The sequence below is a fragment of the Rhodococcus sp. RS1C4 genome (assembly GCF_002258225.1).
Lineage (GTDB): Bacteria > Actinomycetota > Actinomycetes > Mycobacteriales > Mycobacteriaceae > Rhodococcoides > Rhodococcoides fascians_E.
Genome location: NZ_NOXZ01000037.1, coordinates 285,037 through 300,064 on the forward strand (window position 1 = coordinate 285,037; position 15,028 = coordinate 300,064).

Annotated in this window: 16 protein-coding genes; 10 read left to right on the forward strand and 6 right to left on the reverse strand. The window is 65.0% G+C overall.

Annotated features, from left to right (window positions below):
* Nucleotides 1-65: 65 nt before the first annotated feature.
* The 7 genes from CH289_RS20030 to CH289_RS20055 all read left to right on the forward strand — a co-directional run bounded on the left by CH289_RS20030 (nt 66) and on the right by CH289_RS20055 (nt 5,307).
* Entirely contained in the window at nt 66-284 is a 219-nt protein-coding gene (locus CH289_RS20030) for a hypothetical protein (RefSeq protein WP_170947464.1), read from the forward strand.
* A 134-nt stretch (nt 285-418) separates the two neighbouring features.
* The gene (locus CH289_RS29055; protein WP_329955138.1) at nt 419-520 is read left to right on the forward strand and encodes an Ms4533A family Cys-rich leader peptide; all 102 of its coding nucleotides are present in this window, start codon (nt 419-421) and stop codon (nt 518-520) included.
* Between the two features lie 200 nt (nt 521-720).
* Nucleotides 721-1,743 carry a sulfate ABC transporter substrate-binding protein gene (locus tag CH289_RS20035; protein WP_094728406.1) on the forward strand — a complete coding sequence of 341 codons (1,023 nt, stop codon included), beginning with the start codon at nt 721-723 and terminating at the stop codon, nt 1,741-1,743.
* A gap of 5 nt (nt 1,744-1,748) precedes the next feature.
* Nucleotides 1,749-2,594: a sulfate ABC transporter permease subunit CysT gene (gene cysT / locus CH289_RS20040; RefSeq protein ID WP_080733908.1), complete on the forward strand. Its 846-nt coding sequence runs from the start codon at nt 1,749-1,751 to the stop codon at nt 2,592-2,594.
* Nucleotides 2,591-3,391, forward strand: coding sequence for a sulfate ABC transporter permease subunit CysW (gene cysW / locus CH289_RS20045; protein ID WP_019667505.1), 801 nt, complete (start codon nt 2,591-2,593; stop codon nt 3,389-3,391). The genes cysT and cysW overlap by 4 nt, the downstream gene beginning before the upstream one ends.
* Entirely contained in the window at nt 3,391-4,458 is a 1,068-nt protein-coding gene (locus CH289_RS20050) for a sulfate/molybdate ABC transporter ATP-binding protein (protein ID WP_019667504.1), read from the forward strand. Before cysW ends, CH289_RS20050 begins: the two co-directional genes overlap by 1 nt.
* A 177-nt stretch (nt 4,459-4,635) precedes the next feature.
* Complete coding sequence (locus CH289_RS20055) at nt 4,636-5,307, forward strand: YoaK family protein (RefSeq protein WP_019667503.1); 672 nt, start codon at nt 4,636-4,638, stop codon at nt 5,305-5,307.
* Here CH289_RS20055 and CH289_RS20060 read toward each other — a convergent pair.
* From CH289_RS20060 to CH289_RS20080, 5 genes are read right to left on the reverse strand one after another with little or no spacing between them, the layout of a single operon-like run.
* Complete coding sequence (locus tag CH289_RS20060; RefSeq protein WP_094728407.1) at nt 5,268-6,023, reverse strand: sirohydrochlorin chelatase; 756 nt, start codon at nt 6,021-6,023, stop codon at nt 5,268-5,270. The genes CH289_RS20055 and CH289_RS20060 overlap by 40 nt on opposite strands.
* A gap of 1 nt (nt 6,024) precedes the next feature.
* Complete coding sequence (locus CH289_RS20065; RefSeq protein ID WP_094728408.1) at nt 6,025-7,329, reverse strand: sulfate adenylyltransferase subunit 1; 1,305 nt, start codon at nt 7,327-7,329, stop codon at nt 6,025-6,027.
* A 2-nt stretch (nt 7,330-7,331) separates the two neighbouring features.
* Entirely contained in the window at nt 7,332-8,267 is a 936-nt protein-coding gene (gene cysD / locus CH289_RS20070) for a sulfate adenylyltransferase subunit CysD (protein WP_019667500.1), read from the reverse strand.
* Entirely contained in the window at nt 8,264-8,974 is a 711-nt protein-coding gene (locus CH289_RS20075; protein WP_037141682.1) for a phosphoadenylyl-sulfate reductase, read from the reverse strand. The genes cysD and CH289_RS20075 overlap by 4 nt, the downstream gene beginning before the upstream one ends.
* Nucleotides 8,971-10,704, reverse strand: a complete 1,734-nt coding sequence (locus tag CH289_RS20080) for a nitrite/sulfite reductase (protein WP_020111635.1) — start codon at nt 10,702-10,704, stop codon at nt 8,971-8,973. The genes CH289_RS20075 and CH289_RS20080 overlap by 4 nt, the downstream gene beginning before the upstream one ends.
* A gap of 400 nt (nt 10,705-11,104) precedes the next feature.
* Here CH289_RS20080 and hemW point away from each other — a divergent pair, with 400 nt between their 5' ends.
* Nucleotides 11,105-12,313, forward strand: coding sequence for a radical SAM family heme chaperone HemW (gene hemW / locus CH289_RS20085; protein ID WP_094728409.1), 1,209 nt, complete (start codon nt 11,105-11,107; stop codon nt 12,311-12,313).
* An 18-nt stretch (nt 12,314-12,331) separates the two neighbouring features.
* Here the strand turns inward: hemW and CH289_RS20090 are convergent, their stop codons facing one another.
* Nucleotides 12,332-12,637, reverse strand: coding sequence for a type II toxin-antitoxin system VapB family antitoxin (locus CH289_RS20090; RefSeq protein ID WP_019667496.1), 306 nt, complete (start codon nt 12,635-12,637; stop codon nt 12,332-12,334).
* 128 nt (nt 12,638-12,765) lie between these two features.
* Here CH289_RS20090 and hrcA point away from each other — a divergent pair, with 128 nt between their 5' ends.
* The gene (gene hrcA / locus CH289_RS20095; RefSeq protein ID WP_026348199.1) at nt 12,766-13,809 is read left to right on the forward strand and encodes a heat-inducible transcriptional repressor HrcA; all 1,044 of its coding nucleotides are present in this window, start codon (nt 12,766-12,768) and stop codon (nt 13,807-13,809) included.
* A gap of 63 nt (nt 13,810-13,872) precedes the next feature.
* Entirely contained in the window at nt 13,873-15,027 is a 1,155-nt protein-coding gene (gene dnaJ / locus CH289_RS20100; RefSeq protein ID WP_019667494.1) for a molecular chaperone DnaJ, read from the forward strand.
* Nucleotide 15,028: the final 1 nt, after the last annotated feature.

Genomic DNA, 15,028 nt, shown 5'->3' on the forward strand with positions numbered 1-15,028 from the left:
CCGGTGCCCGGCGTCCACCGGTGGCGATTTTCGGCGTGGCGCACGTGCCCTCTAGGCTGAGGTTCGTGCATGCAGTGGCAACGTGGTGGGACGGGATCGAGCTGTGGATCACCGGGCTGCCGTTCGTGCCGCAGTCGCTCGTCATCCTGCTCGTTCTGGTCCCGGCTGCGCTGGGATCGGCTCGGGTGTTCGATCGAGTTCTGGCTGCTGTGCTCCATGCCCTCGGACGTGACGCGCGTGCCGAGAAGGATGCGTCCGAGTCGCCCGTTGCGGAAGGTCATTGATGCCGAAGTCGAGGGTCACGCTGGCCCTGATCGCACTGCTCGTACTCGTCGTTCTGGCATGGTTTCTGACCAGGTGATCGCACGCGTGCCCGCGCAATTAGAGTCCGCCGGGTTCCTCTGCTAGATTTCTGTCCGTGTCTGCCGCTGCCGAGTACCGGGTCCGCCATGAACTGGCGTTGATCGCGGTCGGCATGCTTGCAGTCGCGGATATCGACTGTTGTCGATCCGCGTCCTGATTCGCCCGCCTGACCGGACCTTACCTTCCTGCGCCTGACAAATGTGCGCTACGAGGTCTCGGATTCCTTGTGCGTGCGCCCCGGACGCTTCACCGTGCCATCGGCTGGGTAAGAGCGACGCAGGTGGGCGCGGTCTTCGATTGTTCTACGGATCTCGTCAACGACCAATCAGATTCACATTCGATGAAAGGCACTTCTCGATGAGGCTCAACTCTCGATACCTGCTCACCACTTTCGCTGCCGTGGGAACGCTTGTTCTCGCCGCATGCGGCGGAGGATCGAGCGATACCGTCGGAGCCGAAGGCGGGTCGAGCAGCAGTTCGACACTGACGCTCGTCGGATACGCGGTGCCGAAGAACGGGTGGGACGCCATCGGGCCTGCGTTCGAGGCCACCGAGGGCGGCACGGACACCGCCATCAACGCCGATTACGGTGCGTCGGGCAACCAGTCTCGCAAGGTTGCCGACGGTGCTCCGGCGGACATCGTGAACTTCTCCGTCGAGCCGGATGTCACGCGCCTCGTGAAGGCCGGCAAGGTCGACGAGAACTGGAGCGAGAACGCTTACGGCGGTGTGCCTTTCGGCTCGGTCGTGACCCTGGTGGTGCGCGAGGGCAACCCCAAGAACATTCAGACCTGGGACGATCTGCTGAAGCCGGACGTTCAGGTGATCAGCCCGAGCCCGCTCAGCTCCGGTTCGGCCAAGTGGAACCTTCTGGCGCCGTACGCAGCCAAGAGCAACGGCGGTCAGAACAAGCAGGCAGGTCTCGACTACGTCCAGCAGCTCGTGTCCGGACACTTCCCGGTGCAGCCGGAATCGGGCCGCGCCGCCACGGAGGCGTTCCTGCAGGGACAGGGTGACGTGTTGCTGAGCTACGAGAACGAAGCGCTGCTGATCGAGGAGCAGGGCCAGCCCGTCGAGCACGTCGATGTGGCCGACACCTTCCGAATCGACAACCCGGTCGCCGTCGTGAACTCGAGCTCACAGCTGGAGAAGGCCAACGCCCTCAACGACTTCATCTACACCGACGAGGGCCAGCGCATCTGGGCCGAGTCCGGCTTCCGCCCGACCAACCCGGAGATCGCCGCCGAGTTCTCGGACAAGTTCTTCACCCCGCAGAACCTGCGCACCATCGACGATCTCGGTGGCTGGGACGTCGTGGACGCCGAACTCTTCGGTGACACCGGCGCAATCACGACGATCTACAAAGAGAACACCAAATAACCACCATGTCGACGACGCGTACCGACCCCGCGCCACGTAGGGGCAGAAAATTTCGTGGCCCGGGGTCCGTCGGACCCCTCGGCCTCGGGGTCGCGGTGTTGTGGCTCAGCATCATCGTGCTGCTGCCGCTCGCCGCGCTCACCGTGAAATCGTTCGACGACGGCATCGTCGGCTTCTGGGATGCGGTCACGGCACCTCGCGCGATTGCGACGTTCGAGGTGACCCTGATCGTCTCGGTCGCTGCGGCGGTGGTGAACATGGTGCTCGGGACTCTCATCGCGTGGGTCCTCGTTCGTGACGAGTTCCCCGGCAAGCGGTTCGTGAACGCGTTGATCGATCTCCCGTTCGCGCTGCCGACAATCGTGGCGAGTCTCGTTCTGCTGTCGCTGTACGGGCCGGCGAGCCCGATCGGCCTGGTGTTCAACGCGACCAAGCCCGCAGTGGTCGTCGCACTGCTGTTCGTCACCCTGCCGTTCGTGGTTCGTGCCGTGCAGCCCGTGTTGATCGAGTTGGATCAAGAGGTCGAGGAAGCTGCGGCGTCGTTGGGCGCGAACAACTGGACGATCTTCAGGTCGATCATTCTGCCGGTTCTGCTCCCGTCCGTGCTGACCGGAACCGGACTCGCCTTCGCTAGGGCCATCGGTGAATTCGGCTCGGTCGTGCTGATCGGTGGCAACATTCCGGGCGACACGCAGATCGCCTCGCAGTACATTCGCGAGTTGATCGAGTACGACCAGACCGTCGACGCCGCCGCGATCTCGGTCGTGTTGCTTGCTTTCGCGTTCGTGGTTCTGTTCGTCCTGCGCATCGTCGGCAATCGCCTGGCACGTCGTGAGGAGCAGATTCGATGAGGATCGGATTACCGGTCAAGCTGTCGCTCCGGTCGATTGCGTTGCTGTATCTCGCTGCCCTCGTGCTATTCCCGCTCGGTGCCATTCTGTACCGCACGTTCGAGAACGGCTTCCTCGAGTTCTGGGGGTTGATCACCACTCCGGCAGCGCAATCCGCCTTGCAGCTGTCGCTGCTGATCGTGGCGATCGTCGTGCCGGTGAACGTGGTCTTCGGTGTCATCACCGCGCTCGCTCTGGTTCGCGGTCGGTTCCGCGGCAAAGGCGTGCTCGAAGCGATAGTCGACCTTCCGTTCGCGGTGTCACCCGTCGTCATCGGTGTGGCACTGATCCTGTTGTGGGGTGCGAACGGATGGTTCGGTGGACTCGAAACCCTGGGTTTCACGGTCATCTTCGCGCTTCCAGGCATGGTCATCGCGACCATCTTCGTGACGCTGCCGTTCGTGGTTCGCGAGGTGGAGCCGGTTCTGTACGAGATCGGCGAGGAGCAGGAAGAAGCCGCGTCGACGTTGGGTGCGTCGTCGTTGCAGACGTTCTGGCGCATCACCCTGCCCGCCATTCGTTGGGGTCTTACCTACGGGATCGTGTTGACCGTCGCACGTTCGCTCGGTGAGTTCGGTGCTGTGATCATGGTGTCCACCAACCTTCCCGGCATCTCTCAGACCCTGACGCTGTTGGTTCATTCGAGGTACGAGGACTTCAACCAGCAGGGCGCCTATGCGGCATCGACTCTCCTCATGGCAATCGCCGTCATCGTGCTGTTGCTGATGACGACCCTCGACAAGAAGAGGACGAAGTAATGACCGTACAGAAATCGGACGACATCGAGATCTCCGTCATCGGTGCCAACAAGCACTACGGCGACTTCGCGGCCCTCGACAACGTCAGCATCGACATCCCCAAGGGTTCGTTGACCGCGCTGCTCGGGCCGAGCGGTTCCGGCAAGTCGACGCTCCTGAGATCGATTGCCGGTCTGGAACAGTTGGACTCCGGCCAGGTAATCCTCGGTGGGCAGGACGTGACGTGGATCAGCCCCCAGAAGCGCGAGATCGGGTTCGTCTTCCAGCACTACGCCGCGTTCAAGCACCTCAGCGTCCGGGACAACGTCGCGTTCGGTCTGAAGATCAGGAAGCGTCCCAAGGACGAGATCAAACGCAAGGTCGACGACCTGCTCGAGATCGTCGGACTGGCGGGTTTCCAGACTCGGTTCCCTGCACAGCTGTCCGGTGGTCAACGCCAGCGCATGGCATTGGCACGGGCCCTTGCCGTCGACCCTCAGGTCCTGCTTCTCGACGAGCCCTTCGGTGCACTCGACGCGAAGGTCCGTGAGGACCTGCGCACGTGGCTGCGGCGGCTGCACGACGAAGTGCACGTCACCACCGTTTTGGTGACGCACGATCAGGAAGAGGCGCTCGACGTCGCCGACCGGATCGCCGTTCTCAACAAGGGGCGCATAGAACAGGTCGGTTCGCCCGAGGATCTCTACGACCGTCCGGGCAACGATTTCGTCATGTCGTTCCTCGGGCAGGTTGCCAAGCTCAACGGTCAATTGGTTCGCCCGCACGACATCCGGGTCGGCCGAGACCCGTCGCTGGCTCTCGCTCAGGAGAACGGGACCGCCGAATCCGCAGGCGTCACGCGCGCCGTCGTCCAGCGTGTCGTGCATCTCGGGTTCGAGGTGAAGGTCGAACTCCAGAACGCGGCCACCGGAGAATTGTTCGCGGCGCAGATCACCCGCGGCGACAGTGAAGCGCTGCAGCTGAACCCCGGCGAAACCGTGTACGCCAGAGCGACGAGGATCCCGGAGATCGCGCCGACGGGTGATGCCGTGCAGACGGATCCGCTGGAGAGTGCCACTTCCAGCTAGCAGCAACGGATTTCGGCTCCATGGCGTCACGGTCCCGGCGCACGCGCGCCGGGACTGTAACGGCAGTCCGTGATAATCGCATCTCCACGTGACGTGGTCGCACCGCTACGCCCACCGTGACGAATTCCACCGGGAACCTCGGGATAGGCCCCGCTACCGTCGGGGTACATGCGAGAAATGTTCAGCTCTCACGCCCGACTGTCCTGGGTGCTCGCCGGCCTCGCCGGGTTGGTCGGTGCCGCAGCGTTCACCAACACCGGTGGATACTTCGTGACGTTCATGACGGGAAACACCGAGCGCGGCGCGGTCGGATTCTTCCGAGGTGAGAACGCCATGGCCGCTGCAGCGATTCTGCTGATCCTGACGTTCGTCGCAGGCGTCGTCATCGCGTCGCTGTGTCGGCGCCACGTCTGGCGCGATCATCCACACGGCGCAACCGTACTCACCACCATCGCGTTGGCGATCGCATCCGTGGTCGACGTCGTGATGAGCGGATGGAGCGCTCCGCAGGTGCAGTTCGTGCCGATCCTGTTCATCTCCTTCGCAATGGGCGCGCTCAACACGTCGTTCGTGAAGAATGGTGAAGTGTCGATCCCGCTGAGTTACGTCACAGGAACGTTGGTGAAGATGGGGCAGGGGATCGAGCGTCACATCAGCGGCGGATCGGCCAAGGACTGGCTCGAATACTTCCTGCTCTACGCAGCGTTCAGTCTCGGCGCTCTCGTCGGCGGAATCATGAGCCTGGCCATCACCGGCCCTCAGGTGCTGATCGCCGCCACCGTCGTCTGCGCGGTCACCACGCTCTACACCTACCGGCGGACGGTGGAGGACTCGTCGATTCTAGGTTGATATCGCGGTGCCTCGTCGAACCTGGACGACACCACGTCCGCGACGAGCGGGTGGTCGCCGAGCACATCGGCACGTAGGGCCGAGTTGTCGAACGCACCGAGCACTCTGTCGATGAGCAAGCCCGGCGCGAGAAACCACGGGGCTACGACGACTCGGCGGGGCCCCGCCGCTGTCAGCCGCGCGACGGCGTCGGCAGGCGAAGATTCGACCCCGGTCGCGAAGCACACCTGCGCACCCGACCATTCGGTTCCGACCAGAAGACGTGACGCCAACGCGCGAGTGCGACGATTCGCAAGCGAATCCGAGGATCCGACGGCAGCGACGGCAACGGCGACGTCGGGGTCGTCACGGTCGACGCCGGTGCCCAGTACGCGTGCGCGGAGCACGTCGACCAGCCGCGAATCGTCACCGAGTACATCGGCCTGAGTGAACGTCACCCACGGGTATCGGACGCGCGCCGCGTCGAGTATGCCCGGAAGGTCGACGCGCGCATGGAACGCGCTGCCGAGGAGGAGCGGAACCACGACCGCGGACGAATGTCCCTCGGCCGCAACCTCACCGATGACGGTGCCGACAGCAGGCTCGGTCAGATCGAGATACGCCACCCGCACGTCCAGATCCGGACGGCGAAGTCGAACGCCGTCGACCACAGCAGCAACGGTTTCCGCCGAACGCGGATCGCGACTGCCGTGGGCGACGGCGATCAGGACGCTCATGTCAGGCCGGTACCGATTCCCCCAGCTCGACCGCGGACAGGGCGTCGCCGACGAGGCCGGCAGCAAGAGTGTTGCCGCCGGAGGGATCGATGAGCAGGAAGCTTCCCGTGTGCCGGTTGACAGCATAGTCGTCGGCGACGATCGGCTCGGCGACACGCACCGAGATGCGTCCGATGTCGTTCAGCTCCAACGATTCCGGTGAAGGATCGGCCGTGAGGTTCTGCTCGTCGAACTTCTCGACGAGTGTGCCGACGATGGCCTGGGTGGTGCGTGTGCCGTGCTTGAGCAGCAGGCGGGCACCGGGACGCAGGGGCTTCTCGGCGAGCCAGCAGACGGTGGCGTCGAAGTCGCCGATCGGCTCGGGAGCGTCCTGCGGCGAGACGATGGTGTCGCCTCGGGAGACGTCGACGTCGTCGGCGAGGATCAGCGTGACGCTGCGCCCTGCGTGTGCGGAATCGAGTTCTCCGTCGGCCGTGTCGATTCGCTCGACGGTGGTACGGGTTCCGGAGGGCAACACGACCACCTCGTCCCCGGGGGTGACGGCTCCTGCCGCGACCTGGCCCGCGTAACCGCGGTAATCGGGGAAGTCGGCCGTCCGTGGACGGATGACGTACTGCACCGGGAACCGCAGGCCGACGCGATGGGGCTCAGCGTCGACGGGAACGGATTCGAGGTGCTCGATGAGCGTGGGGCCGTCGTAGTACGGAGTGTTGGTCGACCGGACCGCGACGTTGTCACCGTGCAGCGCGGACACCGGAATCTCGACGACGTCCTCCGACGCCCATCCGAGTGACGATGTGAGCGAGTTGAACTCGGCCGAGATGTCCGCGAACACCTGAGCCGGATCCTCGACGAGGTCGATCTTGTTGACCGCGAGAACCAGCTTCGGCACACCGAGGAGCGCCAGAACAGCAGCGTGACGACGAGTTTGTGTGATGACACCTTTGCGGGCGTCGACCAGCAGAATCACCAACTGCGCCGTCGACGCACCGGACACCGTGTTGCGCGTGTACTGAACATGGCCGGGAGTGTCGGCGAGCACGAAAGACCGTGCAGGCGTGGCGAAGTAGCGGTACGCGACGTCGATCGTGATGCCCTGCTCGCGTTCGGCTCGGAGGCCGTCCACCAGTAGCGACAGGTCGGGTGTGCTCAGGCCACGGTCGACCGACGCCCGAGTGACGGCGTCGATCTGGTCTGCCAGCACCGATTTCGTGTCGTACAGCAACCGTCCGACGAGTGTCGATTTACCGTCGTCGACGCTACCGGCGGTGGCGAGGCGAAGAAGCTGCGAACCAGATGTGGACATGCTCAGAAGTATCCTTCGCGCTTGCGGTCTTCCATGGCTGCCTCGGAGACGCGGTCGTCGCCTCGGGTGGCGCCACGTTCGGTGAGGCGGGATGCGGCCACCTCCGCGAGGATGGCCTCGTTGTCCGCGGCGTCGGACAGGACGGCGCCCGTGGTGGATCCGTCGCCCACGGTGCGGTAGCGCACCGACAGTGTCTGCAGCTCTTCGGCTTCCGTCGGACCGCCCCACACGCCCGGGGTCATCCACATGCCGTCGCGCTGGTAGACCGGGCGCTGATGGGCGTAGTAGATGCTCGCCAGTTCGACGTTGTCCCGCGCTATGTAGCGCCAGATGTCGAGTTCGGTGAAGTTGCTGAGGGGGAAGACGCGCACTTGCTCACCGGGGGAGTGTTTGCCGTTGTAGAGGTTCCACAACTCGGGGCGCTGCTTCTTCGGGTCCCACTGGCCGAATGCGTTGCGCAGCGAGAAGATCCGTTCCTTCGCGCGAGCGCGCTCTTCGTCGCGACGTGCGCCGCCGAAGACCGCGTCGAAGCGGTTCTCGGAGATGGCGTCGAGCAGGGGAACGGTCTGCAAGGGGTTGCGAATGCCGTCGGGACGCTCGGTGAGGCGGCCGTCGGCGAGGTAGTCCTCGACCTTCGCGACGTGCAGGCGCAGGTTGTACTTCGCGACGACGTAGTCGCGGAAGTCCAGCACCTCCTGCAGATTGTGCCCGGTGTCCACGTGGAGAAGCGCGAACGGCAGCGGCGCCGGCCAGAAGGCCTTGATCGCCAGGTGCAGCAGGACCGTGGAGTCCTTACCGCCGGAGAACAGAATCACCGGGCGTTCGAATTCCCCTGCGACCTCGCGGAAGATGTGGATTGCCTCGGACTCGAGTGCGTCGAGAGTGTCGAAGCGCGCGCTGTCGACACGGGGGCGATCCGTTGCTGTGTTCACGGTCATGAGGCGTGCAACCCACATTCGGTCTTGGCCTTGCCGGCCCACCGACCGCTACGCGGATCGGCGCCGGGGGCAGGTTTGACGGTGCACGGCGCGCACCCGATCGATGGATATCCCTCGTCGACGAGTGGATTGACGAGGATGGAGTGTTCGTCGATGTAGCGCTGCATGTCGTCATCGGACCACGCGGCGATCGGATTGATCTTCACCAGGCCGAATGCATCGTCGAACGAGACGAGGGGCGCGTTGGCGCGGGTAGGTGCCTCCACGCGTCGGATACCGGTGACCCAGGCGCTGTAGTTGGCGAGTTCCTTGCGTAGCGGAGCCACCTTGCGCAGTGCGCAGCATCGGTTGGGTTCGCGTGCGAACAGGTCTTTGCCTTCTGTCGAATCCTGCTGCGCCACGGTCTGTTCGGCACGCGCATTGATGACGTTGACGCCGTACACGGCCTCGACGGCGTCACGAGTGCCGATGGTTTCCGCGAAGTGGTAGCCGGTGTCGAGGAACAAGACGTCGACGTTCGGGTGTATCTGCGCGGCGAGGTGAACGAGAACGGCGTCCTGCATGTTGGACGCCACGATGTAGTCGTTGCCGAACTCTCGTTCGGTCCACTCGAGCAGCTCGACGGCATTGGCGCCGTCCAACTCCCTCGCGCCGCGCTCGGCGATCGATTTCAGCTGATCGACCGACAGGTCCAGTCTGGTAGTCATCGCAAATCCGCCTCGTCTGCTCGCACGGCCCACTGAGCGAACCGCTCGCCTTCGCCTCTGTGCTTCACGAAATTCCGCACCACTCGCTCGATGTAGTCACCGAGTTCGGTGCTGTTCACCTTGTGCTGGCGCAGCTTCCGGCCGAACGCACTGTCCAGACCGAGACTGCCTCCTAGGTGAACCTGGAATCCCTCGACCTGATTCCCGGCACCGTCGTCGACGAGCATTCCCTTGAATCCGATGTCGGCGATCTGGGAGCGCGCGCACGAGTTGGGGCAGCCGTTGATGTTGATCGTGACCGGTACGTCGAGCTGGGCATTGATGTCCTCGAGGCGAGCCTCGAGGTCCGGAACGAGAACCTGTGAGCGCTTACGAGTTTCAGCGAAGGACAGCTTGCAGAACTCGATTCCACTGCAGGCCATCAGGTTCTTGCGCCAGTGCGACGGCCGGGCAGGCAGTCCGAGTGCGTCGAGGTCCGAGATGAGCTGCTCGAGCTTGTCGTCGGGGACGTCGAGGACGATCAGCTTCTGGTAGGGAGTGAACCGCAGACGATCCGATCCGGCCTTCTCGGCTGCGTCGGCGACCTTGGCCATGATCGTTCCGGAGATGCGGCCGGCGATCGGCGCGACGCCGACTGCGTTGAGCCCGTTCTTGAGTTTCTGGACGCCGACGTGGTCGCGGGGGCGGGCAGGCTTTTCCGGCGCCGGGCCGTCGATCAGCTTGCGGTGCAGGTATTCGTCCTCGAGCACCTGACGGAACTTCTCGATTCCCCAGTCCTTGATCAGGAACTTCAGGCGAGCTTTGGTGCGCAGGCGGCGGTATCCGTAGTCGCGGAAGATGGAGACGACGCCTTCCCAGACGTCCGGCACGTCCTCGAGCGGCACCCACACGCCGACGCGCTGGGCGAGCATGGGGTTGGTCGACAGTCCGCCGCCGACCCAGAGGTCCAGTCCCGGTCCGTGCTCGGGGTGGTTGACTCCGATGAAGGCGCAGTCGTTGATCTCGTGCACCACGTCCTGCAGGCCGGAGATGGCCGTCTTGAACTTGCGCGGGAGGTTGGAGTACTCGGGCTTGCCGATGTAGCGCTCGACGATCTCGTCGATGGCAGACGTCGGGTCCAGTACCTCGTCCACGGCTTCGCCGGCGAGAGGGGATCCGAGGACGACACGCGGGCAGTCGCCGCACGCCTCGGTGGTCTTCAGGCCGACTGCCTCGATGCGACGCCAGATCTCGGGGACGTTCTCGACCTCGATCCAGTGGTACTGGACGTTCTCGCGGTCCGACAGGTCGGCGGTGTCGCGAGCGAATTCCTGGGAGATCCCGGCGAGGGTGCGGAACTGTTCGAGGTTCAGTGCGCCCGCGTCGCAGCGGATGCGCATCATGAAGTACTTGGCTTCGAGCAGGTCGATGTTCTCGTCACCGGTGAACGTGCCGTCGTAGCCTTGCTCGCGCTGGGTGTAGAGACCCCACCAGCGGAACCGACCGCGCAGGTCGCCCTTGTCGATGCTGTCGAAACCCTGCTTCGAGTAGATGTTCTCGATGCGGGCGCGGACGTTCAGCGGGTTGTCGTCCTTCTTGGACTGCTCGTTGGCGTTGAGCGGTTCGCGGTAGCCGAGCGCCCACTGGCCCTCGGCTCGGCGCTTGGTCGGCCTGGCGGTGCGCTCCCTGGGGGCGACGCGCGCAGGCGTGGACGAAGCGGCGGACGTGGCCGCGTCGGTTGTCGACGACATCGGTGTGCTCCTGGATCTATCGGCTTCCGGGCCGCCGCGGGGAGAGGGCTGGTTCTCGCCGCGTGCACGCGCATCCGGACGGATCGTTCTGACTTCGAGTGTGGGTGTTCGGTCGAGCAGGCCGGCGCAGAGCTCAGCTGCAGACTCGACAACAAGGACACGAGGAACTGCACACACGCTTGAGATCGACGTGGCGACGCGCCACGAGCGGGATCCCGGAGTCAGTCACGCCGACCATTGTGCCACGTCATTCCTGCTGGTCCGACCGCAGCAGGGCTATTTACCCACGATTTTCGGTAAATAGGCAGGCAGAGGGCCGGAAACTCGCGGCGCGCTCCCGACACGAGGCTGCGAGCCCGCGAGGTGATTCGGTGCGCTCGACTTCTGGGACACTGGAGCGGTGAACCTGCTCGCTGCCCCGCCCGTCCCACTCGACCTGCCCGACGAGGCGTTCGACGGAATCGGACAGCGGACGTTCGGAATCTACGTCCACGTCCCGTTCTGTGCGACGCGCTGCGGGTACTGCGATTTCAACACGTACACCGCCGGTGAGCTGGGGACCTCCGCATCGCCGGAGTCCTGGATGGACGGCCTGCGGCGCGAGCTCGACGCTGCGGCCGCCGTGATGGACGCGCGTTCCGGGCACGTTCCGACGGCCGACACCGTGTTCGTCGGTGGCGGCACGCCTTCTCTTCTCGGGGGAGCCGGTCTTTCCGACGTGCTTGCCGCCGTTCGCTCGAGCTTCGGCCTGACCGAGGGAGGCGAGGTCACCACGGAATCGAATCCGGAATCGACGTCGCCGCAGTTCTTCGAGCATCTTCGTGCCGCTGGGTTCACCCGGGTCTCGCTCGGCATGCAGTCCGCCGCCCAGCACGTACTGGCCGTTCTCGATCGCACGCACACGCCCGGCCGGGCGGTGGCGGCTGCGAAGGAGGCGCGCGAGGCAGGCTTCGAGCATGTGAATCTGGACCTCATCTACGGAACGCCGGGGGAGAGGGACGAGGACCTCGACGCGTCGTTGGCCGCGGTGCTCGACGCAGGCGTCGACCATGTGTCCGCCTACGCGCTGATCGTCGAGGACGGAACCGCGATGGCTCGCAAGGTCCGGCGCGGAGAACTCCCGATGCCCGACGACGACGTTCTCGCGGGCCGGTACGAGCGGATCGATGCGGTGCTGGACGCTGCCGGCCTGCACTGGTACGAGGTGTCCAACTGGGCGACCGGCGCCGATGCGGAGTGCAAGCACAACATCGGGTACTGGGACGGCGGCGATTGGTGGGGCGCCGGACCAGGCGCACACAGTCACATCGGCGGCACGCGCTTCTGGAACGTCAAGCACCCGGCCCGCTACGCGGACGATCTGGCGTCCGGTGCTCTGCCGATCGCGGGCAGCGAACGGTTGACGGTGGACGATCGCCACCTCGAAGAGCTGATGTTGAAGATCCGGTTGAGAACCGGCCTTCCCGCCGATGTGCTGAGCGAGACGGAACGCAGTGCAGCAGCGCAGGTGGTTGCCGACGGCCTCATGACGTTCGGGGACGGACGCTATGTGCTGACCGACCGTGGGCGCCTGCTCGCCGACGCCGTCGTCAGGGCGATTGCGGCCTGACCGGTCGGGTGTGGACCGTCAGGCGCCGAGGACGTCGTAGTCGAACACGCGGGCGTGCAACACGGTCCGGTTCCGGAGCGCAGCGCGCACTGCACGATGCAGTCCGTCCTCGAGGTAGATCACGCCCCGGTAGTGAACGGCGTGGGGGAACAGGTCGCCGTAGAACGTGGAGTCCTCGGACAGGAGTCTGTCGAGTTCGAGCACCTTCGTCGTGGTGACGATCTCGTCGAGTCGCAGCTGCCTCGGCGGGATCTTGGACCAGTCCCGCAGAGAGAGACCGTGCTCCGGATACGGCTTCCCGTCGCGTACGCCCTTGAAGATCATGCGGTGAACGTCGTCGAAGTCGAGTAGGTCACCGCACCACAGTAAGGCCTTGGACGGCTCGTGTTCGTCGCGGCTACTAGACTCAGACTGTTGACAACCGCGTGACCGAACGAACCGAAGGGGGGAACGTGTCGAGCACCGAGGACAGGCGATTCGAAGTTCTGCGTGCAATCGTCGCGGATTACGTCTCCACTCAGGAACCGGTCGGCTCCCGGGCGTTGGTGGAGCGTCACAACCTGGGCGTGTCGAGCGCGACCGTCCGCAACGACATGGCGGTGCTCGAGGCCGAGGGGTACATCGCGCAGCCGCACACCAGTTCCGGTCGTGTACCCACCGACAAGGGGTATCGGCAGTTCGTGGACCGCATCGCGGACGTCAAACCGCTCTCGTCCGCCGAGCGCCGGGCAATTCTGGAGTTTCTCGAGAACGGCGTCGATCTCGACGACGTGTTGCGACGCGGTGTGCGGCTGCTGGCCCAGCTGACTCGTCAGGTGGCGGTCGTGCAGTACCCGACCCTGTCGGTGTCCTCGGTTCGTCATCTCGAGATCGTCGCGCTGACCCCGGCACGGTTGCTGATGGTGCTCATCACGGACTCGGGCCGCGTCGATCAGCGGATCGTGGAACTCGGCGACGTCATCGACGACGACGAGCTGGCGCAACTGCGGCGACTGCTCGGTGGCGCGATGGAAGGCAAGCGACTGGCTGCGGCGTCGGCTGCCGTCGCCGAGCTCGCGGAGAACTCGCCCGCATCCCTGCGTGACGCCATCATCAGGTCGGCAACTGTTCTGATCGAATCGCTCGTCGAACATCCCGAGGAACGGTTGGTTCTCGGGGGAACCGCGAATCTGACGCGCAACGCGGCGGACTTCGCGGGCGACGCGGGCTTCCCCGGGTCCTTGCGCGGTGTCCTCGAAGCGCTCGAGGAACAGGTCGTCGTGCTCAAGCTTTTAGCCGTGACGCAGGACACGCGCACGGTCACCGTCCGGATCGGCGAGGAAACGCAGGTCGAGGAGATGCGCGGCACCTCGGTGATTTCCACTGGATACGGTTCGGCTGGCATGGTGCTCGGTGGCATGGGTGTGCTGGGGCCCACGCGGATGGACTATCCAGGAACAATCGCATCGGTTGCGGCCGTTGCGAGATACATCGGAGAAGTGCTCGCAGAACGCTGAGCACCTCCAGCTCGACTGCATCGGCTCGATCAACCAAGAACAGATTCGAAGAAAGAGACTCACGTGGCACGGGACTATTACGGAACACTCGGGGTCGGTCAGAAGGCCACCGACCAGGAGATCAAGCGCGCCTACCGCAAGTTGGCGCGTGAGCTCCACCCCGACGTGAACCCGGACGAGGCTGCCCAGGCTCGGTTCAAGGACATCTCGACGGCGTACGAGGTGCTGTCCGACCCGGAGAAGCGCCGCATCGTCGATCTCGGCGGCGATCCGTTGCAGCAGGGCGGCGGCGGAGGCGGTGGCTTCGGCGGCGCGGGCTTCGGCGGAGGTCTCGGCGACGTCTTCGAAGCGTTCTTCGGCGGTGGAGGCCAAGGCGGCGGGCGTGGTCCCCGTGGCCGTGTTCAGCCCGGTGCCGACTCCTTGCTGCGCACCAAGCTGACGCTCGACGAATGCGCCACCGGTGTCACCAAGCACATCACCGTCGACACGGCGATTCTCTGCGACGTGTGTACCGGTTCCGGCACCAACGGGGACTCCAAGCCGGTGCGCTGCGAGACGTGTGGCGGTGCCGGTGAGGTCCAGTCGGTGCAGCGCTCGTTCCTCGGCCAGGTCATGACGTCGCGCCCGTGCCCCACGTGCCGCGGAGCCGGCGAGACCATTCCCGACCCGTGCCGTAAGTGCGCGGGTGACGGCAGGGTGCGGTCGCGTCGTGAGATCTCGGTGAAGGTGCCCGTCGGCGTCAGCAACGGAATGCGTATCCGCCTCGCGTCACAGGGCGAGGTCGGACCGGGTGGTGGCCCTGCCGGTGACCTGTACGTCGAGATCGTCGAGCAGCCGCACGAGGTGTTCGTTCGCGACGGCGACGACCTGCACTGCACCATCCGCGTCCCCATGGTGGACGCAGCACTCGGAACATCGGTGTCCGTGGACGCCATCATCGACGGACCGACCGAGATCACGGTCGACCAGGGCACCCAGCCGGGGTCGGTCGCGGTGCTGCGCGGACACGGAATGCCGAAGCTCCGCTCGGGCGTCCGCGGCGACCTCCACGCGCACTTGGAAGTCGTCGTGCCCTCTCGCCTGGACAGCAAGCAGACTCAGGTGCTCGAGGACCTGAAGCGGTTGCGTGACCGCGACGCCGCCGAGGTCGTCACCACCGGATCTCAGCACAGCGGCGGGTTGTTCTCCCGGTTGCGGGAAGCGTTCAGCGGTCGCTGAC

Coding starts and splice junctions, on each gene's coding strand:
- CH289_RS20035 (WP_094728406.1), top strand. CDS start 721: ATGAGGCTCAACTCTCGATACCTGCTCACCACTTTCGCTGCCGTGGGA.
- cysT (WP_080733908.1), top strand. CDS start 1,749: ATGTCGACGACGCGTACCGACCCCGCGCCACGTAGGGGCAGAAAATTT.
- cysW (WP_019667505.1), top strand. CDS start 2,591: ATGAGGATCGGATTACCGGTCAAGCTGTCGCTCCGGTCGATTGCGTTG.
- CH289_RS20050 (WP_019667504.1), top strand. CDS start 3,391: ATGACCGTACAGAAATCGGACGACATCGAGATCTCCGTCATCGGTGCC.
- CH289_RS20055 (WP_019667503.1), top strand. CDS start 4,636: ATGTTCAGCTCTCACGCCCGACTGTCCTGGGTGCTCGCCGGCCTCGCC.
- CH289_RS20060 (WP_094728407.1), bottom strand. CDS start 6,023: ATGAGCGTCCTGATCGCCGTCGCCCACGGCAGTCGCGATCCGCGTTCG.
- CH289_RS20065 (WP_094728408.1), bottom strand. CDS start 7,329: ATGTCCACATCTGGTTCGCAGCTTCTTCGCCTCGCCACCGCCGGTAGC.
- cysD (WP_019667500.1), bottom strand. CDS start 8,267: ATGACCGTGAACACAGCAACGGATCGCCCCCGTGTCGACAGCGCGCGC.
- CH289_RS20075 (WP_037141682.1), bottom strand. CDS start 8,974: ATGACTACCAGACTGGACCTGTCGGTCGATCAGCTGAAATCGATCGCC.
- CH289_RS20080 (WP_020111635.1), bottom strand. CDS start 10,704: ATGTCGTCGACAACCGACGCGGCCACGTCCGCCGCTTCGTCCACGCCT.
- CH289_RS20090 (WP_019667496.1), bottom strand. CDS start 12,637: ATGATCTTCAAGGGCGTACGCGACGGGAAGCCGTATCCGGAGCACGGT.